The following is a 21,189-nucleotide window of genomic DNA, read 5'->3' as shown; positions in this document are numbered from 1 at the left end:
TATCTCTCCCCACATGGGTGCCGTCATGGGCCGTGGGGGAACAAATCCTCGGCCCGAACTTAGACCTTCTGGACAATGAAACGCCGGGGTGCGGTGTACGGGCCGCCACGGCGCCCGGAGGTCCGGCGGACCACCGGAGCAGCGGTGTGTGGGACTCCGGCGCCGAGAAGACGCGGAACGGCGCGGGGCGGGCGGTGCGTCGCCGGGCGGTGCGGGCGTCTCCGCCCTAGAGGACGATCTCTCCCGCCAGCCCGACCGCCTCGGCGAGCGTGTCCACCACCGGCACGCCGGCGGTCTCCAGGCTCCCGCGGCTGTGCGAACCACCGGTATAGAGCACCGCGTACGCACCCGCGTCCTGTGCCGCCACCGCATCGTCCACGGCGTCACCGATCACGACAGTACGTCCCGGCTCAACGCTCTCCATCGCCGCCAGATGCCGCACCATATGCGCGCTCTTGGTCCCCCCGGACGGCCCGGTCCTGCCGTCCACCCGCACGAACCGCGACTCGATCCCGAAGTCGCGCACGATCGGTATCAGCTCGTCATGCCCGTACATGCTCAGGATCGACTGACTCCGCCCGGCCGACTGCCACCCCTCCAGCAGCGCATGCACCCCTTCGGCGAGCTCACAGCCCAGCCGGTGCGTGCTGTAGTGGCGGTGGAACGCCTCGTCCATCACCAGCCACTCCGCCTCCGTCGGCAGCCGACCCATGAGCCGCTCGTAGAACCGCGGCACGGGCACGCAGTACAGCTCCCGGTACGTCTCCAGGGTGATCGGCTCCAGCCCGATCTCGGCGAAGGCGGAGTTCGTCGCCCCGATGACGGCGTCGATGTCATGGAACAGGGTGCCGTTCCAGTCCCAAACGATGTGCGTGGCGTGCTTCCCCATGCGATCCCCCAGATCGGTGCCGGTGCGCTTCCCCATGAAGAAAACGTACCCGCACCCACTGACATCGCGTCCGGGCCGGCGGGCGTCCCGCCGGTTCAGCCGATCAGCTGCGGGATCTCCTGCACCCCGAACCACATCAGGTCGTGGTCCTCCGCACCGTCCACCGTGAACTGGGCGTCGTCATCGCCCTGGTCCGCGGCGCCGAGCGCCGCCGCGGCCGCGGTGATGTCCGCCTCGGCGTCCGCGGCGTCCAGATGCACGGCCGCGGCCTTCGACAACGGCACCGGCCCGGCGACCCGCACCTCGCCCAGCGCCGACTGGTCGAGCCCGCGGTCCGGGTCGGCCACCGCGGCACCGTCGGGCACGTCCACGGCCACCACCACCCGCCGCCGCGCGACCTCGGGGTGCCCGGCGAGCAGGCGCAGCGACGCCTGGGCGGCGCGGCTGAGCGCCGCGTACTCCAGCTCCTCGATGTCGTCCGAGACATACCACTCGCGCAGCGCCGGTGTGACGGCGTACGCGTCGAGGGGGCCGGGGCCCAGCTCACCGTTCTTGTGCGCCTCTGCGAGACCGGAAAGGGTCAGGGGGACATAGACGCGCATGGCAGCCGCTTCCGCTCGATTCACTCGACTCCGAAGATTGTCCCGCCAGCATACGGGCGTGCGTCCCCCATCGTGCCGCCCCCGCGTCCCCCGCGCCGCCCGTCCCGGGGCCCTCCCGCGCCCCGCTCCCGAGGCTTCATCCCGGGCCCGCGCCACGGACGGGTGAATTTTTCACGCCCCCGATTCCGGCCTCTTCGCGCCTTGCTGCCGCCGCGGCCGCGCCGATAGAAGATCTCCACCACAAAAGCTACCGCCCAGTAATTCACGGGCCCGGCACCACGGGGGCGATCACGAGCATGACCGGCACCGACCACACGACCGGCAGCGGCCGCAGCACCCACCACAGCACGTCACCGAGCGCCGCGACGGGGCACACCGCACGACCCGCAGGCGCCGCCGCGACGGACACCACACGACCCACCGCACCCGGCAACACTGCGGCCGACGACGCCCCGCGCACCCCTTCCGCCGCCACCCCGGCCAGGCTCCCGGCGGTTCCCCGGCCGCGACGGGCCCCCGCCGACCGCCGCCCCCTCGGCCCGGCCGGCAGCGGCCCCGGATCGTCCGGCCGGAGCGGCTCGGGCGGCCGCAGCAGCGCGGGAGGCCGCAGCGACTCCGCCGGCCGGGGCCCCGGATCCGGCGGCCGTGGCCCCACCCGGACCGCCCCTCCACGCCTCAACCGCCCCGCCGCGGTGGCCGCCGCCGAGAGCCGCCGGGCCCGCACCGGCACCCCCGTCAGCCCGGCCGGTGCCCCCTTGCCCACCGCCGGCGCACGGCAACGGGCGCACGAGAGCCGGCCGCATCACTGGTTCGCCCAGCAGCTGGTGCTCGCGCTCAGCGGGCAGCGGCCCGTCCACGCCCTGCTGGGGCATGCGCTGCCCGCCGCCTACGACCGGCTGGCGGAGCTCGCCCCGCAGGCACCGCTGCGGCCCGCCACGGGTCCCGGCCGGCGCGGCCCGGCCCCCACCGTGCGCGACTGCGGGCTGTGCACGCCGCGCCGCGGTGTCATCGAGGCGTTCGCCAGGGTCGCGGCGGGTGAACGGCTGCGGGCCCTGGCCTTCCGCCTGGAGCTGGGCGCCGACTCCCGGTGGCGCTGCGCCGCCCTCGACATCGGACCGACCCCGGCCCCTCGGTGCACGGCCTCATGACCGGCACACAGAAGGGCGCCCCGGCCGTCCTCCGGCCGGGGCGCCCTCCGCGCCGCGGCTCCGGCATCCCGTGCCCGAGCCGCGTCAGCGCTGCGTCACTTCTTGCGGCGGCGCCCGGCGCTCTTCTGGGCCTTGCGCCGCTCGGCGCGGGTCAGACCGTCCGCCTCGGAACGGGCCGGGCCGGCCTCGTCGTCGCTGATGAAGTCGCCCTCGATGACGCTGCCGTCGCCGTCCACCTTGGGGGCGGTGAAGTGCAGCCGGTCCGGACGCTGCGGGGCCTCCAGGCCCTTGGCGTGGATCTCCGGACGTGCCGCGGCGGCGGGCACGGCCTCCTGCACGCCCTTGTCCAGCGAGGTCGGCTCGACCGCTTCCTGGACCGGGACCTCCTCGACCTGCTGCTCGACCTGGACCTCCAGGTTGAACAGGTAGCCGACGGACTCCTCCTTGATGCCCTCCATCATCGCGGTGAACATGTCGAAGCCCTCGCGCTGGTACTCGACCAGCGGGTCCTTCTGGGCCATCGCCCGCAGGCCGATGCCCTCCTGGAGGTAGTCCATCTCGTAGAGGTGCTCACGCCACTTGCGGTCCAGGACGGACAGCACGACCCGGCGCTCCAGCTCACGCATCACATCCGAGCTGAGGTGCTCCTCACGGGCGGCGTACTGCTCGTGGATGTCGTCCTTGACGGCCTCGGCGATGAACTCGGCGGTGATGCCCGCGCGGTCGCCGGCCTCCTCCTCCAGCTCGTCGATGGTCACCTTGACCGGGTAGAGCTGCTTGAACGCGCCCCACAGCCGGTCCAGGTCCCACTCCTCGGCGAAGCCCTCGACGGTCTCCGCGTGGATGTAGGCGTCGATCGTGTCGTCCATGAAGTGCTTGATCTGATCCTGCAGATCCTCGCCCTTCAGGACGCGGCGGCGCTCGCCGTAGATGACCTCACGCTGGCGGTTGAGCACCTCGTCGTACTTCAGGACGTTCTTCCGCGTCTCGAAGTTCTGCTGCTCGACCTGCGACTGGGCGGAGGCGATCGCCCGCGTCACCATCTTGTTCTCGATCGGCACATCGTCGGGCACATTGGCCATCGCCATGACCCGCTCGACCATCTGCGCCTTGAACAGCCGCATCAGGTCGTCACCGAGGGACAGGTAGAAGCGCGACTCGCCGGGGTCACCCTGACGGCCGGAGCGACCGCGCAGCTGGTTGTCGATCCGCCGCGACTCATGCCGCTCGGTGCCCAGGACGTAGAGCCCGCCGAGGTCCTTGACCTCCTCGAACTCCGCCTTGACCGCGGCCTCGGCACGCTCCAGGGCGGCGGGCAGCGCGGCCGCCCACTCCTCGACGTGCTCGACCGGGTCCATACCGCGCTGGCGCAGCTCCGCCTCGGCGAGGTCGTCGGGGTTGCCGCCGAGCTTGATGTCCGTACCACGGCCGGCCATGTTCGTGGCGACCGTCACCGCGCCCTTGCGGCCGGCCTGCGCGATGATCGGCGCCTCACGGTCGTGCTGCTTGGCGTTGAGCACCTCATGGGCGACACCGCGCTTGTTGAGCTGCTGGGAGAGGTACTCGGACTTCTCGACCGAGGTGGTGCCGACCAGGATCGGCTGGCCCTTCCCGTGCTTCTCGACGATGTCCTCGACGACCGCGTCGAACTTCGCGGTCTCGGTGCGGTAGATCAGGTCCGCCTGGTCCATACGGACCATCGGGCGGTTCGTCGGGATCGGGACGACACCGAGCTTGTAGATCTGGTGGAACTCGGCGGCCTCGGTCATGGCCGTACCGGTCATGCCGGAGAGCTTGTCGTAGAGGCGGAAGAAGTTCTGGAGGGTGATCGTGGCGAGGGTCTGGTTCTCGTCCTTGATCTCCACCCCTTCCTTCGCCTCGATGGCCTGGTGCATGCCCTCGTTGTAGCGGCGGCCGGCGAGGATACGGCCGGTGTGCTCGTCGACGATCATGACTTCGCCGTCGATGACGACGTAGTCCTTGTCGTTCTTGAAGAGCTCCTTGGCCTTGATCGCGTTGTTCAGGTAACCGACGAGCGGGGTGTTCACCGACTCGTACAGATTGTCGATGCCCAGCCAGTCCTCGACCTTGCTGACACCGGACTCATGGATGCCGACGGTGCGCTTCTTCTCGTCGACGTCGTAGTCGCCGGTCTCCTCGACGCCGCGCTGCGGGTTGGCGGCCTCGCCCCGCTTCAGACGGCGCACCAACTTGGCGAAGTCGCCGTACCACTTGGTGGCGGAGTCCGCCGGGCCGGAGATGATCAGCGGCGTACGGGCCTCGTCGACGAGGATCGAGTCGACCTCGTCGACGACCGCGAAGTTGTGGCCCCGCTGGACGAGTTCGTCCTGCGACCAGGCCATGTTGTCACGCAGATAGTCGAAGCCGAACTCGTTGTTCGTGCCGTAGGTGATATCGCAGTTGTACTGCTCGCGGCGCTGGGCCGGCGTCATGTCGGCCAGGATGCAACCGACGGTCAGGCCCAGGAACTTGTGGACCCGGCCCATCATCTCGGAGTCGCGCTCGGCCAGGTAGTCGTTGACCGTGATCAGGTGGACGCCCTTGCCGGACAGCGCGTTCAGATACGTCGGGAGGGTGCCGACCAGGGTCTTGCCCTCACCGGTCTTCATCTCGGCGACGTACCCGAGGTGAAGGGCCGCGCCACCCATCAGCTGGACGTCGTAGTGCCGCTGGCCGAGCACGCGCTTGGCGGCCTCACGGACCGTGGCGAACGCCTCGGGCAGCAGGTCATCGAGGCTTTCGCCGTCCGCGTAACGCTCCTTGTACTCATCCGTAAGGGCGCGCAGCTCCGCGTCGGAGAGCGCCGCGAAGTCCTCCTCGATGGAGTTGACCTGGCCCGCGATGCGGTGCAGTTTGCGCAGGATCTTTCCTTCGCCTGCACGCATGATCTTCGTCAAGACGGACACTTGGGCTGGTCTCCTTGCCGGTCGGGCCTGCACGGTCGAGTGCGCGGGCGCGGCATTTTTCCAAGGGGGCAGGCCCCGCCGCAACGGCCATCGTAAAGGAGGACGCCGCCGGGCCGGGAGGTACGCCGCAGCGAACCCCGCCGCCCTCTCCTCACAGGAACGCACGACGCCGCGAGAAGGTGCCGGGCCTGGTCCCGGAATCACGCCGAAAACCCTTCGCCATGGTTTCCGCAACCTTGCAGACTCACGTCATGGAGCCCGTTACCCTCACCACCGAGCGCCTCGTACTGCGCCCCTTCGAACCCTCCGACGCGCCCGCGGTACACGCCGCGTGCCAGGATCCCGCCATCCCGCGCTGGACGGCCGTCCCCTCACCCTACGGGCCGGCGGACGCGGAACAATTCGTCGGCACGACGGCCCCCGAGGGCTGGCGCAACGACACCACGTACGACTTCGCCGTCGTCACCCGGGCGGACGGCACCCTGGTCGGCGCCATGAGCCTGGTGCGCCTGGCCCAGCTGCGCACCCCCGAGCGCCAGGCCGAGCTGGGCTTCTGGACCACGAAGGAGCAGCGCGGACACGGATACACCATCGAGGCCGCCCGCGCGGTGCTGCGCTGGGCCTTCCATGACCTGGGCGTGGAGCGCATGGAGTGGCACGCGGAGGCCGGTAACGAAGCCTCCCGGGCCGTCGCCCGCAAGCTCGGTTTCCGGATGGAGGGCACCCTGCGCGCCAAGCTGGTGCACGAGGGCACCCGCCGGGATTCCTGGATCGGGTCCCTGCTCCCCTCCGACCTGACCGGAGAGCCGGGCCCGTCCGGCACCGGCGGTGCGGCCCTCCCGGAGGCGACGCCGTATCTGCCGTACCCCGGGTGAGCACCGGCCGCACGTCGCCTCCCGCCGCCGCGCCCACCGCACCTGCCGCTCCCGCTCCGGCCGGGCCCGGACACCGCCGGCACCAGCAGTCACCGCAGGTCAGGGGCGTTTGTCAGTGCCCGCCCCTACTCTTTTCCGCATGACCGCAGCGACGCAGCGAGCACCGCAGCCCCCGCCCGTGACCGCCCTGTCCCGCGACGATGCCCGCCGTATGGCGCTGCGGGCCCAGGGTCTGCTGGGTGCCCCGGACCGGCGGGCGGGGGTGCGCGGGGTGCTGCGGCATCTGGGCGCCGTCCAGCTCGACACGATCTCGGTGCTGGCCCGCTCCCATGAGCTGGTGCCGTACGCCCGGCTCGGCGCCGTAGGCCGCCCCGCCGTCGAGGCCGCCTACTGGGACACGGCTCCTTCCGGCGCACCCGCGGCGCGGCCCCACAGCTTCGAGTACTGGTCCCACGCCGCCTGCATCCTGCCCGTCGAGGAGTGGCCGCACTTCGCCTTCCGCCGCCGTGCCTTCCGGGCCAAGGGCCACCGCTGGCACATCATGGAGGATTCCGACCGCTCCTGTGCTGCGGTCCTGGACCGTCTGAGGTCCGACGGCCCGCTGACCACCTCGGAGCTGGGCGGCGGGCGGAACGGCGGGGAGTGGTGGGACTGGTCCGAGACCAAGATCGCGGTGGAGTGGCTGCTCGACACCGGCGAGGTGGTCTGCACGCAGCGCCGCGCCTGGAAACGCGTCTACGACCTCGCCGAACGCGCCGTCCCGGATTCCCTGCTCCACGACGATCTGGACGACGCCGCATGCCTCCGCCGCCTGGTCGCCCAGGCCGGTGCCGCCATGGGCGTGGCCACCCGCGCCGATCTGGCGGACTACCACCGCCTCAAGGCCGAGCAGGTCGATGCAGTCGTCGCGGACTCCGGACTGGTCCCGGTCGAGGTCGAGGGCTGGGGAAAGCCCGCCTGGGCCGACCCCGCGGCGCTGGCCGCCCCGCCCCGCGGCCGGCACCGCACGACCCTGCTCTCGCCCTTCGACTCCCTGATCTGGGACCGGCCGCGCACGGAACGGATCTTCGGCTTCACCCACCGCCTGGAGGCGTACGTCCCGCGCCCCCGGCGGATACACGGCTATTTCGCGATGCCTCTGCTGGCGGCCGGCCGGCTGGTGGGCCGGGTCGATCCGGCCCGCGAGGGCACCACCCTTGTCGCCCGCCAGGTCTCGATGCAGGGCCCCAAGGCCGTCGCCCCGATGGCCCAGGCCCTCCGGGAGGCCGCGGACTGGGTCGGCTGCGATGCCGTACGCGTCGAGCGCTGCGACGACCGGAAACTGGCCGATGCCCTGCGCTCAGAACTCACCCACACGAGCGACTAGATACCACCGGACACGGCTCCGGGGGCGCGCCTCGCCCCCCCGGCAGCCGCCCCGGCTCACCGGATTTCGAGGATCTTCTCCCGCATCGCGTAGACCACCGCCTCCATCCGGGAGTGCAGCTGCAGCTTCTCCAGGATGTTGCGGACGTGGTTCTTCACCGTGTTCTCGGAGATGAAGAGTTCCTTGGCGATATCGCGGTTGTTCATGCCGGTGGCGACCAGCTTGAGGACCTCCAGCTCACGGTCGGTGAGCCGGGGCGCGGGCACCAGCCTGCGCTCGTCCGTGCGCTGGATCATCGACTTGAACTCCGTCAGGAGCTTGGACGCCATCGACGGGCTGATCTGCGACTGGCCGTCCGCCACGGCGCGGATCGCGGTCGCCACCTCGTCGGTGGAGATCTCCTTGAGGAGATATCCGGTGGCGCCGGCCTTGATCGCGTCGTAGAGATCGGCCTCTTCGTCACTGATCGTGAGCATGATGATCTTTGCGCTGGGGGCCACTTCCTTGATGGAGGTACAGGCCTCGATTCCGCCGCGCTTGGGCATCCGTACGTCCATCAGCACGATGTCGGGCAGCAGATCCGCGGCCTTGTCGACCGCCTCCGCGCCGTCCGCCGCCTCGCCGACGACCTGGATGTCCTCCTCCTGGGCCAGCACGATCTCCAGGCCACGCCGGAAGAGTGCGTGATCGTCCACGACCAGGACCCGGATCGGCTCCTTGCGCGGCACGCTCAGGGACCGGCCCCCGTCATCGCATCCGGCACCGCTGTGGTCAGCATCCGCGTCGTCGCGCACGGGCCCGAAACTGTCCCCCATTGATCCTCCCCGTCAACTACTCGGCCGAGAGGCCGGAGCTTGGAAATAAGGCTGGTTGACAGCAGCCCCCTGCGGCCGGCCCGATCAATGCCATACGACTGTCTCCCCGGCTCGTCGCCGTTGCGCGTCCACATACTCCCTGGCCAGGCACAAACACTATACGGCTTCAACTCCTGCCTTCTCCGGGCACGATGGTGCCCCCGGCGTGCGCCGGGGGCACCGAGCGGGTGGGGTTCAGCCGCCCAGCGCGCCGCCTGCGCCGCCGGGCTCCTCCTCCCCGAACAAGTCGGGGTTCAAGTGGATGACTCCGTAGTCGTATGCGTGCCGCCGGTAGACGACACTCGGCAGCTTGGTGTCGGCGTCGACGAAGAGGTAGAAGTCGTGTCCGACCAACTCCATCTCGTTGAGCGCCTGGTCGAGCATCATCGGCGCGGCCGAGTGGGTCTTCTCCCGGACGATCAGGGGTCCTTCGCCCTGGACGTCGATCGACCCCATCCTGGTGGTCGGCACCTTCTGCTCGGCCTCGGCGGCGAGTTCGCCGTTGGGGTTCAGGCTTGCGGCGTCGGGCACGGTGACAGCGACTTCACTCGCCGGAATGCGGCCGTTGCCGCGACGCGAGTAGCGCTTGTCGTGCTGCTTCCGCAGACGCGCTTCCAGCTTGGCGGTTGCCAGATCCAGCGCCGCGTACGGGTCGGCTGCGGCCGCCTCGGCCCGGACCACCGGGCCACGGGAGCGGAGAGTGATCTCCACTCGGTCGGAACGGTCGGCCTGCCGCGGGTTGGGCTCCTTGGACACCTCGACGTCCAGGCTGATCACCTTGGCGTCGAGCTTCTGGACTTTGTCCAGCTTCAGCTTCTCGGCCACGTGCTTGCGGAACCGCTCGGGCACCTCGGTCTTGCGGCCCTTGACGACGATGTCCACGCAGAACTCCGTTCCCGGATCACTCCGCCCATCAAGCGGAGCAATTCCTTCTTGCACCAGGCTCCGGTGGTTGCCGAAGCCTCGGACTTGGCGACTTTCACCTCCTCCTCCCCCGACGACCAGCTCTCCACTCCCCCTGTTTTCAGGGTCGCCGAAAACGCCCCTGAACGCATTCATCGCGACATTCGAGGCAAAACACTCGCCAAGTCCTCACAACCGAACATAGCTCTCCCGGACGGATGTCGGCACCCCCTCGGAGGCCTCGGCTCCATTTGGGTGACTTTCCCTCCTCGCCTACCTACGACGTGGTAATGGCGCGATCCGCGCGTGATCGGTCTCGAAAGCACTGCTCGGCGCCGCCACCACCGCGGCTCCGGCCACCCGCCCGCCGGCCGCCGTGACCGCCCGCGCCGCCTCGGCGAGCGTGGCCCCCGTCGTCATCAGGTCGTCCACCAGCACCGCTGGCTGCGCCGTCAGCAGCCTTCCGGCCGCGGCCCGCACCTCCAGCGCACCGGCGACATTCGCCAGCCGCTGCCGGGCGCTCAGCCCCGCCTGGTCCGCCACCGCACGACGCTGCCGCAGCACCGCCAGCACCCGGACGCCCCGTCCCGCCCGCCGCAGCTCCCCGGCCGCCGCCAGCGCGATCCTGCGCACCGGATCGTGCCCGCGGCCCGCCACCGCTCTTCGTGCCGACGGCACGGGCACCAGCAGCAGCCGCCCGTCGCCGGTCCGCAGCCCCCGCACGGCCCCGGCCAGCACGGCCCCCAGCGGCCCGGCAAGCCGCAGCGCACCGCGCTCCTTGTGGGCCAGCAGCACCGCCCGCGTCTCGTCGGCGTACGGCGCCCCCGCCCACACCCGGGGCAGCCCCCCGGGCTCCGGCCACGGCCGCACCCGCCGCGCCCCGCGCCCGTCCCGCGTCAGTACCTGACGGCATGCGGGACACAGCTCCGTACGCGGCCGGCCACACCCCGCGCAGTCGACCGGCAGCACAAGACCGGCCAGTTCACGCCACACCCCCTGCATGACTCCACTGTCCCGCCGTTCCCGCCCGGCCACCACCCCTGTGGATAACCACGGCCGCGGACACCCGGATCGGCGCACGGGGACAGCGCGGCAGGCCGGACCCGCCGCATCCCCGGGCCTGCTGCGCGGGGCGGCTCGCCTCTCCGGCGCCACGCCGAGACCACGCCGTCCCGCGTCACCCCGGATAGACCGGCGCCGTCCCGTCCTTCGCCACGGTCTTCCAGTTCGCGTCCAGCGGCAGCCGCACGATGCCCTCCGTGGCGTCGGCGATCAGTGGCCTGGTCTCGTCCTCCGAGGCGGCCACCGCCTTGACGCCGTTGACGCCGGGCAGCGTCTGGGCGTTGGACGCCGAACCGTCGGTCTCCATGAACTGCATCTGCTGCACCCCGCCGGACTCCCGTCCGACCACCACCAGCCGGCTGCCGCCCGCCCAGGACGCAGCCACCACATCCTCCAACTGCGGTGCGATCGGCCGCAGTTCCTGCACCGACAGCTTCGGATGCGCCGGACTTCCGCCCCGCTCCACCCGGCCGAGCTGGAGCGTCGTACGCCCCTTGTCCTCCACCAGGATCGCGATCCGGATGCCGTCCGCGGCTACCTTGATCGCCTTGATCCGCCGCCCGTCGAGGCCGGGCACCGCCACCTCTTCGGGGTCGCCCTTGCCCTCGCGCATCCGCAGCAGCCGCGAACCGTTCCCGGCGCCGTCCGCTATCCACAGATCGCCCAGCCCGTCCCAACTCGGCGCGGTCAGCCCGCTGTCGGGCCCCTTGACCGGACCGGTGCTGGTCAGCAGCGGCTCGCCGCGTTTGGCCTCGTCCTCCATGGCGGCCACATACAGCGACCGGCCGTCGTCCGACACCCCGGCCACGGTGTCCTCACCGTGCGAGACGGCGATCGAACGCAGCGGGGTATGGCCCGTTCCGAACGGTCCGCGCACCGGCGTCGGTTCGGTCGCGGAGTCCGACATGGCGACGACCTTGTGGTCGGCGTCGATGAAGTACTCCTTGGCGGAGCCGCCGGTGCCCGGCGACGGGGCGAAGTCGCGCTCGGCCTGCTCCTGGGACAGCGCGCACAGCGAGTTGTCGTTGTTGTCCAGCAGCTCCACCTCGCTGACCTTCGAAGCCCGCGTCATGTCCTGGACGGTGAAGAAGAGCTGAGCCGCCATCCGCTTGCACTGGGCGGTGTCCGTACTCACCGCCTGTTTGCTGAGCTTGACCCGCAGCGCGTTGGAGTCGTCGAGCGCCAGATCACTCGCGGCGAGCCGGGTGCCGGACGGGAACGCCGAAGTCGTCACCTGATGCAGCCAGTCGGTGGGCCCGGACAGCAGCGCCTCCACACTGGCCGTGATCGGCTTTATCCGCTGCCGCAGATAGACCGGGTCCGCGACGAGCGCGTTCCGGTTCGCCTTAGGCTCCTGCGACTCCGATTTGTAGGACGCGAAGTAGTACTTGTTGACGGAGCGGTAGATGCGCTGGAAGTCGGACAGCCCGAGCACCAGCCCGTTGGGCAGCCGGTCGATACGCCACTGTCCGCCCTCCTTGATGAGGTGGATCGTCCGGCGGTACGGCTTCTCCTCCGGGGTGTAGGCATGACTGTCGTCGACCGTCGCCACCTGGCTCCCGGAGAGCGTGACCGTATAGCCGTTGGCGTCCTCGCGGTTGGGCTGCGTCTTCGGCTCCGGCTTGGGGCGCTCCTGGAGCACATTGGTGACCTGGAAGGGCCGCCAGGTCCGCTTCGCCGACTTGGCCAGATACTGGGTGGCCGTACGGAAATCCGCCTCGTCACTGGTCGTCGCGTCGAGGAAGCTGCGCACGATGTTGGTGGGCTGGGCGCCGTCCTGCGGCGGAACGCCGTAGACCCGCACCTGCGACTCCCCTTCGGAGCGCGGCGACTGGTCGACCGAGGTGACATCCCCGCCGTCCGGCATCGAGGCACAGCCCGCCAGCAGCACCGCCGCACAGCCGAGCAGCAGAGACTTCCGCGCCCGGCGCACTCCGCCGCGGGCGCGCGAACGGGACCCGGTCCCCTCCCCGCGCTCGCCTCCGCGCTCAGTGTCCACGCAGCCCGCCTTCCCGCTCCACGCCCTGTCCGGCTTCCTCCTCGGCCGCGCCCTCACGGACCGGCTCGTCGGTGCGCGCGCTGTCGCCACGCGCCGCCCCGTCGCTCCGTACGCCCCCGCTCTGCGGCACCACACGGGCACCACTGCCGGGCAGCGCCGTCGGGTCGGCCTCCGGGCGGGCCACCTTCGGCTCCGGTACGGGGGACGCCGCGTCGCCCGCCTGCGGGGCGCGCGTCTGCACCGGGATCGTGGACGCCTTGCCACCCGATCCGGCACGGGGCTGCCCGGTCTCGTCCAGTCCGCGGTGGCGCCGCGAATCCTCCGGCTCCAGCGGGATCGGGGACCCGCGCAGCGTCTCACCGGCCGTACACGGCAGTGTCAGCCGGAACTGCGAGCCGCCGCCCGGCTCACCCCAGGCCTGCAGCCAGCCGCCGTGCAGCCGGGCGTCCTCGACGGCGATGGACAGGCCGAGTCCGGTACCGCCGGTCGTACGGGCCCGAGCCGGGTCCGCGCGCCAGAAACGGTTGAAGACCCGGGCGGCCTCGCCGGGCTTGAGCCCGACGCCGTAGTCACGCACCGCGACGGCCACCGCGCCGCCGCTCCGGCCGCCCGCGGACGCCAGCCGTACGACCACATCACGGCCCTCGCCGTGCTCGACGGCGTTGACGACGAGATTGCGCAGCACCCGCTCCACCCGACGGGGATCGGCCTCGGCGATGACGGGCTGCTCTGCGCCGCGCACCAGGATGCGGGTGCCCTTGCGGTCGGCGAGCGGCTCGGCCCCCTCGATGACGCGGTGCACCACATCGCGCAGATCGACCGGCTCGGCCTCCAGCGCGGCCGCCCCGGCGTCGAACCGGCTGATCTCCAGCAGCTCCGCGAGCAGCGACTCGAAGCGGTCGAGCTGGCCGCGCAGCAGCTCGGCGGAGCGCGCGGTGGCCGGATCGAACTCGTCCCGTGCGTCATGGATCACATCGGCCGCCATCCGTACGGTCGTCAGCGGCGTACGCAGCTCGTGCGAGACGTCGGAGACGAAGCGGCGCTGCATCCGGGACAGCTCCTCCAGCTGCTGGATCTTGACCTGGAGGTTCTGCGCCATCTTGTTGAAGGACTCACCGAGCCGGGCGATGTCGTCCTCGCCGGTGACCTTCATCCGCTCCTGGAGCAGGCCGGCGGCCAGCCGCTCGGAGATTCCCGCGGCCATCCGTACGGGTGTGACGACCTGCCGCACCACCAGCCAGGCGATCGCGCCGAGCAGGATCACGACGAACACCCCGGCGGTCGCGAGGGTCCCCGTCACGAGCTTGAGCGACTCCTCTTCCTGGGTGAACGGGAAGAGGTAGTAGAGCTGGTACTGATTGCTGTTCGCGTCGTTGAGGCGCTTGCCGATGATCAGCGCCGACCTGACGTCGTCCGACCCGATGCGCTTGATCTGGGTGTACTGGCGGAACGTCCCGGCCTTGGTGTCCAGCTTCCGCCGCAGATCGGCGGGCACACTCCGCTCGGGGTCGACATCGCCCGAGGCGCGCGGCCCGCGGGTGCCGGGACTGGAGTCGCCGAACGGTTCGTCGGAGTCGGAGCTGAGCGCCACGACGGAGAAGACACCCTGGCCACCACTGGCGAGCTGTTCGACCAGGCCGGTCAGCCAGGTCGCGGAGTCCTGGGTGCCGCGGTTTCCGGTGCGGGCGCCTTCGTCCGGCCGGGTGTCGTCGGCGCCGTCGGCCATCTTCTGGGCGACGCTGAAGCCGCCCACGGCCTGGCTCTGCGCGGCCTGGGCCTTGGCCGTGAGCAGGCCGTTACGGACCTGTCCGACGACCACGACGCCGAGCAGCAGCACCACGGCGAGCGACATCAGCAGGGTGGTCGCCACCACGCGCAGCTGGATATTGCGCCGCCACAGCCGCAGGGCGGGCAGCAGCGGCCGCCGCACCCAGCGGCTGAAGAGCCGCAGCAGGGGGTGGACCGGCCCGCTCACGGCGCCGTCGGGCAGCAACTGCCCACCGCGCAGCAACCAGGCCGACAGCCTGCCGGAAAAGGACATATCACCCGCCGGGTCGACGGTGCGCCCCCGCTTTCCCTCCGGGGTCGAACCGTCCCGGCTCATCTCAGCTGGGCCCGGCCTTGTAGCCGACCCCGCGCACGGTCACCACGATCTCCGGCCGCTCCGGGTCCCTCTCGACCTTGGAGCGCAGCCGCTGCACATGGACATTGACCAGCCGGGTGTCGGCGGCGTGCCGATAGCCCCAAACCTGCTCCAGCAGCACCTCACGCGTGAAGACCTGCCACGGCTTACGCGCCAGCGCCACCAGCAGATCGAACTCCAGCGGGGTCAGCGCGATCGACTGCCCGTCCCGCTTGACCGAGTGGCCCGCGACATCGATGACCAGGTCACCGATCGCCAGCTGCTCGGGCGTGGGCTCCTCCGAACGCCGCAGCCGCGCCCGGATCCGGGCCACCAGCTCCTTGGGCTTGAACGGCTTGACGATGTAGTCGTCCGCGCCCGATTCGAGCCCGACCACCACATCCACCGTGTCGCTCTTGGCGGTCAGCATGACGATCGGCACCCCGGACTCGGCCCGGATCAGCCGGCAGACCTCGATACCGTCCCGTCCGGGCAGCATCAGGTCCAGCAGCACAAGATCGGGCTTCGTCTCGCGGAAGGCCGCAAGGGCCTTGTCACCGTCCGACACGAACGACGGTTCAAAACCTTCGCCGCGCAGCACGATGCCGAGCATCTCTGCCAGTGCGGTGTCGTCGTCGACGACCAGGACGCGTCCCTTCATTCGGCCATCATCCCATTACCTGATCGTGACTTACTCCATCGTGATGTGGAACACACCTCTGCCAGCCCCTCCCGGGTCACCGGAGACACCACTCCGGCCTCCGTGACGATCGCCGTCACCAGCTCCGCCGGAGTGACGTCGAAGGCCGGGTTGTAGGCCTGTGCGCCCAGCGGCGCCACCGGTATGCCGGTGCCGGCCTCCGCCCCGGGCTCCTGCACAAACGGCAACGAGAACTCCGTCACTTCCCGGCCCGGACGCTGCTCCACCTCGATATCCGCCCCCTCCTTGGTCTCCAGATCCACCGTGCTGGTCGGTGCCACCACCACGAACGGCACGTGGTGGTACCGCGCCAGCACCGCCAGCGGATAGCTGCCGACCTTGTTGGCCACCGCCCCGTCCGCCGCGATCCGGTCCGCGCCGATCAGCACCGCGTCCACCTCACCCGCGGCGAACAGCGACCCCGCCGCACCGTCCGAGAGCACCGTGTACGCCATACCCGTCCGCGCCGCCTCGTAGGCGGTGAGCCGCGCGCCCTGCAAAAGCGGCCGCGTCTCGTCCACCCACAGCCGGCGCAGCTCACCGGCCCGGTGCGCCGCCAACGCCACCGCCAGGGCGGTGCCCTCGCCGCCGGAGACCAGGGCACCCGTATTGCAGTGGGTGAGAATCCGGTGACCGCCGCCCGGCAGCAGCTCGCCCAGCAGCGCCAGCCCGTGCTCCGCCATCCGTGTGCTGGCCTCGATGTCCTCGGCGTGCACGGCCCGCGCCTCGGCCAGCGCCGCCGCCGCGGCGGCCTGAGCACCGCCCTCGCCGAACGCCTCGCGGTAGGAGGCGGCCGCCCGCCGCACGCCATACCCCAGATTGACCGCGGTCGGCCGGGCCTGCGCCAGCGCCTCCACCGCCTCCTCCACGTCAAAGCCACGTGCCGCGGCCAGCGCGACGCCATACGCACCCGCGATGCCCAGCAGCGGCGCCCCACGCACAGCCAGCGTCCGGATCGCCCCCACCAGCGCCGGGACGTCCGTACAGACCAGCTCGACCTCCTCCGCCGGCAGCCGCGTCTGATCAAGAATGACCAATACGGGCCCCTCGGGCGGCTCCTCCCAACGCAACGACGGAATCGTGAGCGCCTCGACGCCCGCCTCGGATACCTCGTACTGATCGCCCATCCGCTCAGTCTGCCGCCGATCGCCCCTCGAACAGAAGGTCCCCTCGTCGTCCGGGCACCGGTACACCACGCCGGTTGCCATGACACGATGACTGCCACCGCGGACCCCGGATCCCCGCCGCCCCGGCGGACGGGCAGCAAGAAGGAGCGACGATGAACAACACTCCGGGCTGGGCCTCGCCCGGATCCACTCCCTCCGACGAGCCGGCCCGCGGCACTCAGGAAGAGCCCACCCAGGCAGACCCGACCGGCCCGGCCGGGCAGTCGTCCCCACCGAACTGGTCCAAGGACCAGCCGCCCGCCGGCCAGTGGTCGGCCCCCTCCGGTATCCCCACTCAGGGCGGCCCGCACGGACAGCCCGGCCACAGCACGGCCGGCGACCGCGCCCGTGCCGCGTCGCACGGCTACGGCGGTCCCGGCTGGGGCGGTACCCCGGGCCCCGGCATGCAGCCTCCCTGGGGCGGCGCCTGGGCCCCGGCGCCACAGGCCGCCAAGCCCGGCGTCATCCCGCTGCGTCCGCTCGCCGTCGGCGAGATACTCGACGGCGCGGTCGCCACCATGCGCGCCCACTGGCGCACCGTCCTCGGCATCTCGCTGATCGTCGCGGTGGTCGCGCAAACAGCCGTCACCGTGGTCACCGGCCTGTGGTTCCAGGACGCCCGCCAGCCCTCCCTGTCGAGCGACAACCTCCCGCCGCTTCGCGAAACCCTGCGTCAGCTGGGCAATTCGCTCGCCGCCACCGGCATCACCTCGGCGATCGGACTGCTGGCCACACTCATCGCGACGGGTCTGCTCACCATGGTCGTGAGCCGGGCCGTCCTCGGCCGCCCGGTGACCGCCGGGGAAGCCTGGCGCGATGCGCGCCCCCAGCTCCCGCGCCTGCTCGGCCTGCTCGTTCTGCTCCCCCTGCTTCTCATGGCCATCCTCACGGTCGGCGTGGCACCCGGCGTCATCCTCCTCGCCACGGGCTCCCCGGAGGCAGGACTGCTCCTCGCCCTGTTCGGCGGACTGGCCGCCACCCTCGTGACCGTCTGGCTGTGGGTCCGCTACAGCCTCGCTTCCCCCGCGCTGATGCTGGAGAAGCAGGGCGTCATCACCGCGATGCGCCGGTCCGCGAAGCTCGTACGCGGCGCCTGGTGGCGCGTGCTGGGCACCCAGCTCCTCGCCTACCTCCTCATCGGCATCGTCCAGTTCATCATCCAGATCCCGGCCACCCTCGTCGCCTTCCTCGTCGGCGGCGAGAGCCTCATGGACTGGGCGAACGGCACCAGCAACACCACCGGCTGGTCGTTCCTGATCGTGCTGGGCCTCGGAGCCGTCATCAGCTCCACCATCACCTTCCCGATCAGCGCCGGCATCACCGCGCTCCTGTACATGGACCAGCGCATCCGCCGCGAGGCTCTCGACCTCGAACTCGCGCGCGCCGCCGGCCTCCCCGGCTACGGCGCCGACACCCCCACGGCGTCCCCGGCTCCCACAGCCACGAGCCCGACCGCGGGCTACGCACCAGCGCCGGCCACCCCGACCGCCGCTGACACCCCGGCAGACGGGACGCCTACCGACAGCTCTGCCACGGACGGCACCGACGGCACCGCGGCAAAACGCTCCGAGACGGGCGGCTCCGGCACGGAGGCCACCGCCACAGGCACCACGCCCACGGCCATAGCCGGCGAGGACGCCCCGGCCCAGGCCACCCCGTCCGACGCCCCCGGACAACACCCCGACAACACCACACCGGGAAGCTGATGCGGTGACCACAGGGGGGAACGGGGCCGCGCTCGGACAACTCATGGCGCGCCCCGACGACGACATACCGGTGCGGACTCCACGCCTCCCCGCCCAGGAGGCGGCCGAGCGTGAGCTGTCCGATCCTCGGTACCACCAGCACGACCCCAACCCGATCCAGCGCGCCCTCGGTTGGCTCTGGGAACGCGTCAACGACCTCCTCAACGCGGCCGCCGACACCACACCGGGCGGCTGGATCGGGCTGCTCGCCATCGCCGTGTTCGTCCTGCTGCTCCTGGTCGCCCTCCGGGTGCGACTCGGGGCGATGCGCCGCACTCCGGCCACAAGCGGCGCGCTGTTCTCCGACACCCCCCGCACCGCCGCCGAACACCGAGCGGCCGCCGACCGGCACGCCGCCGAGGGCCACTGGAACGAGGCGATCCAGGACCGCATGCGCGCCATCGTTCTCGCCCTCGAAGAACGGACACTGCTCACCCCCGGACCGGGCCGCACCGCCGACGAGGCAGCCACCGAGGCAGGTTGGGCACTCCCCGCACACGCCGACCGGCTGCGTACGGCAGCACGCACCTTCGACGACGTCACATATGGCGGCCGCCCCGGCACGGAACCGGCGTACGCCCTCCTGACCAGCCTCGACACCGACCTGCAACACGCCAAGCCCGACCTGGCCACCACACCGACCAGGAGCCGCGGATGACCACGGCCGCCCCGGACGCTCCCGCGCTCTCCCCCACCGTGCGCAGCCTGTGGACCCGGTTCCGCGGACCGCTGCTCGCGCTCCTCCTGCTCGTCATCAGCGGCGTGGTGATCGCGGCCCTGCAGTCCGGCGAACAGCACGGCCGGCTCGACCCCCGGTCCGCCGACCGGACCGGAAGCCGGGCCATCGCCCAACTCCTGTCCTCTCAGGGCGTCTCCACCCAGGTCGTCACCACCTCCGAGGAAGCCGCCGCCGCAGCCGGCCCTGGCACCACCCTCCTGGTCACCAGCCCCGACATGCTGACCCAAGGTCAGCTGACGGGACTGCACTCCGCGACCGCCCACACCCCCGGCCGTACCGTCCTCCTCACCCCCGACTCCTCGTCCCTCGAAACCTTCGCCCCCGGCGTCCGGACGGATTCCCCGGCCCGCATCTCGGCTCGTCAACCCTCCTGTTCCCTCCCGGAGGCCCGACGCGCGGGCAACGCCCTCCTGGGCGGCCGAAGTTACGACACCTCTACCCCAGGCACCGATCGCTGCTACCTCAGCGACAACCGGCCCACCCTGCTGCGCCTGCCGGCCCCCCGGACCGGCCGCGACACCGTGCTCCTCGGCTCCCCCGACTTCCTCTACAACCACCACCTCGCCGAACACGGCAACGCCTCGCTGGCCCTTCAACTCCTCGGTACGCACAAACATCTGGTCTGGTACCTCCCCTCGATCAGCGATCCGTCCGCCGCTCAGGACAGCCGGCGCGACTTCCTCGATCTCATCCCGTCCGGCTGGTACTGGGCCCTGCTGCAACTCGCCTTTGCCGCCGCCCTCGCGGCCGTGTGGCGCGCCCGTCGCCTCGGCCCGCTGGTGGCGGAGAAGCTCCCCGTCACCGTCCCTGCCGCCGAAACCACCGAGGGCCATGCCCGCCTCTACGAGCAGGCCCACGCCCGCGACCGGGCTGCAGCCGTGCTGCGCTCCGCGACCCGCACACGACTCGCCCCCCTCCTCGGCGTCTCCCCGACACACGCCCACACCCCCGATGTCCTTCTTCCGGCCCTTCACGCCCACTTGACCACCACCCCCGGCGGCGACGCAGACCTTCCTGACCTGCTCTTCGGCGCGGCCCCCGCGGACGACAAGGCCCTGGTCCACCTGGCCGACCAACTCGACGCACTCGAATCCTCGATCGTTTCCCAAGAGAGGCACGCCCCCCGTGAGCACCCCGACCGCTGACAGCGCCCGAGCCTCCCTGGAGGAGCTGCGCACCGAGATAGCCAAGGCCGTTGTAGGCCAGGACCCCGCCGTCACCGGCTTGGTCGTCGCCCTCCTCTGCCGCGGTCACGTACTCCTGGAAGGCGCCCCCGGGGTCGCCAAAACCCTGCTCGTTCGCGCGCTGTCGGCCGCTCTCGAACTCGACACCAAGCGCGTCCAGTTCACCCCCGACCTGATGCCGAGCGATATCACCGGCTCGCTGGTCTACGACGCCCGCAGCGCCGAGTTCTCCTTCCAGCCGGGCCCCGTCTTCACCAACCTCCTGCTCGCCGACGAGATCAACCGCACGCCTCCCAAAACCCAGGCGTCCCTGCTCGAAGCGATGGAAGAGCGGCAGGTGACCGTCGACGGCACAGCCCGTCCCCTCCCCGAGCCGTTCCTGGTGGCCGCCACCCAGAACCCTGTGGAATACGAGGGCACTTACCCGCTCCCCGAGGCCCAGCTCGACCGCTTCCTGCTGAAGCTGACCGTGCCGCTCCCCGCCCGCCAGGACGAGATAGACATCCTCACCCGGCACGCGGCCGGCTTCAGCCCCCGCGACCTCGGTGCCGCCGGACTGCGCCCTGTCGCCTCCAGCGCTGACCTCGACGCTGCACGAGCCGCGGTCGCCAAGAGCGCCGTCTCCCCCGAAGTCACCGGCTATATCGTCGATATCTGCCGTGCCACCCGCGATTCCCCCTCGCTCTCCCTCGGCGTCTCCCCACGAGGCGCCACCGCCCTGCTCGCTACATCACGAGCCTGGGCCTGGCTGACCGGCCGGGACTATGTCACCCCCGACGACGTCAAGGCGCTTGCTCTCCCCACGCTCCGCCATCGCGTCCAGCTCCGCCCCGAAGCGGAGATGGAGGGAGTCACCGCAGACTCCGTGATCAACGCCGTACTCGCTCATCTCCCCGTCCCCCGCTGAG

Annotated in this window: 16 protein-coding genes and 1 pseudogene; 7 read left to right on the top strand and 10 right to left on the bottom strand. The window is 71.2% G+C overall.

Annotated elements, in window-relative coordinates; genetic code table 11:
• Positions 1 to 226: 226 nt before the first annotated feature.
• Both STRTU_RS22005 and STRTU_RS22000 read right to left on the bottom strand, forming a co-directional pair.
• On the bottom strand, positions 227 to 889 hold the full coding sequence (locus tag STRTU_RS22005) for an HAD family hydrolase (protein WP_159747138.1): 663 nt from the start codon (positions 887 to 889) through the stop codon (positions 227 to 229).
• A gap of 95 nt (positions 890 to 984) precedes the next feature.
• Positions 985 to 1,491 carry a DUF6912 family protein gene (locus STRTU_RS22000; RefSeq protein WP_159745421.1) on the bottom strand — a complete coding sequence of 169 codons (507 nt, stop codon included), beginning with the start codon at positions 1,489 to 1,491 and terminating at the stop codon, positions 985 to 987.
• A 296-nt stretch (positions 1,492 to 1,787) separates the two neighbouring features.
• Here STRTU_RS22000 and STRTU_RS21995 point away from each other — a divergent pair, with 296 nt between their 5' ends.
• A complete protein-coding gene (locus tag STRTU_RS21995; RefSeq protein WP_159745419.1) occupies positions 1,788 to 2,639 on the top strand; it encodes an Rv3235 family protein in 852 nt (283 codons plus the stop codon).
• Positions 2,640 to 2,734: 95 nt separating this feature from the next.
• Here STRTU_RS21995 and secA read toward each other — a convergent pair whose 3' ends face one another.
• Positions 2,735 to 5,566 (bottom strand): preprotein translocase subunit SecA, encoded by a 2,832-nt coding sequence (gene secA / locus STRTU_RS21990; RefSeq protein ID WP_159745416.1) that lies wholly within the window; start codon positions 5,564 to 5,566, stop codon positions 2,735 to 2,737.
• A 251-nt stretch (positions 5,567 to 5,817) separates the two neighbouring features.
• Between secA and STRTU_RS21985 the strand changes: the two genes are divergently transcribed.
• Both STRTU_RS21985 and STRTU_RS21980 read left to right on the top strand, forming a co-directional pair.
• Complete coding sequence (locus STRTU_RS21985; protein WP_159745414.1) at positions 5,818 to 6,441, top strand: GNAT family N-acetyltransferase; 624 nt, start codon at positions 5,818 to 5,820, stop codon at positions 6,439 to 6,441.
• A gap of 139 nt (positions 6,442 to 6,580) precedes the next feature.
• A complete protein-coding gene (locus tag STRTU_RS21980; protein WP_174878907.1) occupies positions 6,581 to 7,807 on the top strand; it encodes a winged helix-turn-helix domain-containing protein in 1,227 nt (408 codons plus the stop codon).
• Between the two features lie 56 nt (positions 7,808 to 7,863).
• Here the strand turns inward: STRTU_RS21980 and STRTU_RS21975 are convergent, their stop codons facing one another.
• The 7 genes and pseudogenes from STRTU_RS21975 to mtnA form a co-directional block, all read right to left on the bottom strand.
• Positions 7,864 to 8,622, bottom strand: coding sequence for a response regulator (locus tag STRTU_RS21975; protein WP_159745409.1), 759 nt, complete (start codon positions 8,620 to 8,622; stop codon positions 7,864 to 7,866).
• 234 nt (positions 8,623 to 8,856) lie between these two features.
• A complete protein-coding gene (hpf, locus tag STRTU_RS21970) occupies positions 8,857 to 9,543 on the bottom strand; it encodes a ribosome hibernation-promoting factor, HPF/YfiA family (RefSeq protein ID WP_159745407.1) in 687 nt (228 codons plus the stop codon).
• 294 nt (positions 9,544 to 9,837) lie between these two features.
• A complete protein-coding gene (locus STRTU_RS21965) occupies positions 9,838 to 10,566 on the bottom strand; it encodes a ComF family protein (protein ID WP_159745403.1) in 729 nt (242 codons plus the stop codon).
• 175 nt (positions 10,567 to 10,741) lie between these two features.
• Positions 10,742 to 12,625: pseudogene (locus STRTU_RS21960) on the bottom strand (LpqB family beta-propeller domain-containing protein); the annotation flags it as partial.
• On the bottom strand, positions 12,615 to 14,666 hold the full coding sequence (mtrB, locus tag STRTU_RS21955) for an MtrAB system histidine kinase MtrB (protein ID WP_246241016.1): 2,052 nt from the start codon (positions 14,664 to 14,666) through the stop codon (positions 12,615 to 12,617). The pseudogene STRTU_RS21960 and the gene mtrB, both read right to left, overlap by 11 nt.
• Before the next feature lie 64 nt (positions 14,667 to 14,730).
• A complete protein-coding gene (gene mtrA, locus STRTU_RS21950; protein ID WP_006605255.1) occupies positions 14,731 to 15,408 on the bottom strand; it encodes a two-component system response regulator MtrA in 678 nt (225 codons plus the stop codon).
• On the bottom strand, positions 15,405 to 16,574 hold the full coding sequence (gene mtnA / locus STRTU_RS21945; protein ID WP_159745401.1) for an S-methyl-5-thioribose-1-phosphate isomerase: 1,170 nt from the start codon (positions 16,572 to 16,574) through the stop codon (positions 15,405 to 15,407). Before mtnA ends, mtrA begins: the two co-directional genes overlap by 4 nt.
• Positions 16,575 to 16,726: 152 nt before the next feature.
• On the opposite strand from mtnA, the gene STRTU_RS21940 reads away from it, so the two are divergent.
• Genes STRTU_RS21940 through STRTU_RS21925 form a run of 4 tightly spaced genes read left to right on the top strand, consistent with a single transcriptional unit; the run spans position 16,727 to position 21,188 of the window.
• Entirely contained in the window at positions 16,727 to 18,319 is a 1,593-nt protein-coding gene (locus STRTU_RS21940; RefSeq protein ID WP_159745399.1) for a DUF7847 domain-containing protein, read from the top strand.
• A 4-nt stretch (positions 18,320 to 18,323) separates the two neighbouring features.
• Positions 18,324 to 19,016: a DUF4129 domain-containing protein gene (locus STRTU_RS21935; protein ID WP_159745397.1), complete on the top strand. Its 693-nt coding sequence runs from the start codon at positions 18,324 to 18,326 to the stop codon at positions 19,014 to 19,016.
• Complete coding sequence (locus STRTU_RS21930) at positions 19,013 to 20,242, top strand: DUF4350 domain-containing protein (protein WP_159745395.1); 1,230 nt, start codon at positions 19,013 to 19,015, stop codon at positions 20,240 to 20,242. Before STRTU_RS21935 ends, STRTU_RS21930 begins: the two co-directional genes overlap by 4 nt.
• Positions 20,223 to 21,188 carry an AAA family ATPase gene (locus tag STRTU_RS21925; protein ID WP_159745392.1) on the top strand — a complete coding sequence of 322 codons (966 nt, stop codon included), beginning with the start codon at positions 20,223 to 20,225 and terminating at the stop codon, positions 21,186 to 21,188. The genes STRTU_RS21930 and STRTU_RS21925 overlap by 20 nt, the downstream gene beginning before the upstream one ends.
• The last annotated feature ends 1 nt before the right edge of the window (position 21,189 follow it).

The organism is Streptomyces tubercidicus (genome assembly GCF_027497495.1).
GTDB lineage: Bacteria > Actinomycetota > Actinomycetes > Streptomycetales > Streptomycetaceae > Streptomyces > Streptomyces tubercidicus.
Note: the sequence above shows the minus strand (reverse complement) of the source record. Positions and strands in the feature narration are given on the sequence as shown.

What these genes read in the sequence shown, in the direction of transcription:
- STRTU_RS22005 (WP_159747138.1), bottom strand. Translation starts at nt 889, where the DNA reads ATGGGGAAGCACGCCACGCACATCGTTTGGGACTGGAACGGCACCCTG.
- STRTU_RS22000 (WP_159745421.1), bottom strand. Translation starts at nt 1,491, where the DNA reads ATGCGCGTCTATGTCCCCCTGACCCTTTCCGGTCTCGCAGAGGCGCAC.
- STRTU_RS21995 (WP_159745419.1), top strand. Translation starts at nt 1,788, where the DNA reads ATGACCGGCACCGACCACACGACCGGCAGCGGCCGCAGCACCCACCAC.
- STRTU_RS21985 (WP_159745414.1), top strand. Translation starts at nt 5,818, where the DNA reads ATGGAGCCCGTTACCCTCACCACCGAGCGCCTCGTACTGCGCCCCTTC.
- STRTU_RS21980 (WP_174878907.1), top strand. Translation starts at nt 6,581, where the DNA reads ATGACCGCAGCGACGCAGCGAGCACCGCAGCCCCCGCCCGTGACCGCC.
- STRTU_RS21975 (WP_159745409.1), bottom strand. Translation starts at nt 8,622, where the DNA reads ATGGGGGACAGTTTCGGGCCCGTGCGCGACGACGCGGATGCTGACCAC.
- STRTU_RS21965 (WP_159745403.1), bottom strand. Translation starts at nt 10,566, where the DNA reads ATGCAGGGGGTGTGGCGTGAACTGGCCGGTCTTGTGCTGCCGGTCGAC.
- mtrB (WP_246241016.1), bottom strand. Translation starts at nt 14,666, where the DNA reads ATGTCCTTTTCCGGCAGGCTGTCGGCCTGGTTGCTGCGCGGTGGGCAG.
- mtrA (WP_006605255.1), bottom strand. Translation starts at nt 15,408, where the DNA reads ATGAAGGGACGCGTCCTGGTCGTCGACGACGACACCGCACTGGCAGAG.
- mtnA (WP_159745401.1), bottom strand. Translation starts at nt 16,574, where the DNA reads ATGGGCGATCAGTACGAGGTATCCGAGGCGGGCGTCGAGGCGCTCACG.
- STRTU_RS21940 (WP_159745399.1), top strand. Translation starts at nt 16,727, where the DNA reads ATGAACAACACTCCGGGCTGGGCCTCGCCCGGATCCACTCCCTCCGAC.
- STRTU_RS21930 (WP_159745395.1), top strand. Translation starts at nt 19,013, where the DNA reads ATGACCACGGCCGCCCCGGACGCTCCCGCGCTCTCCCCCACCGTGCGC.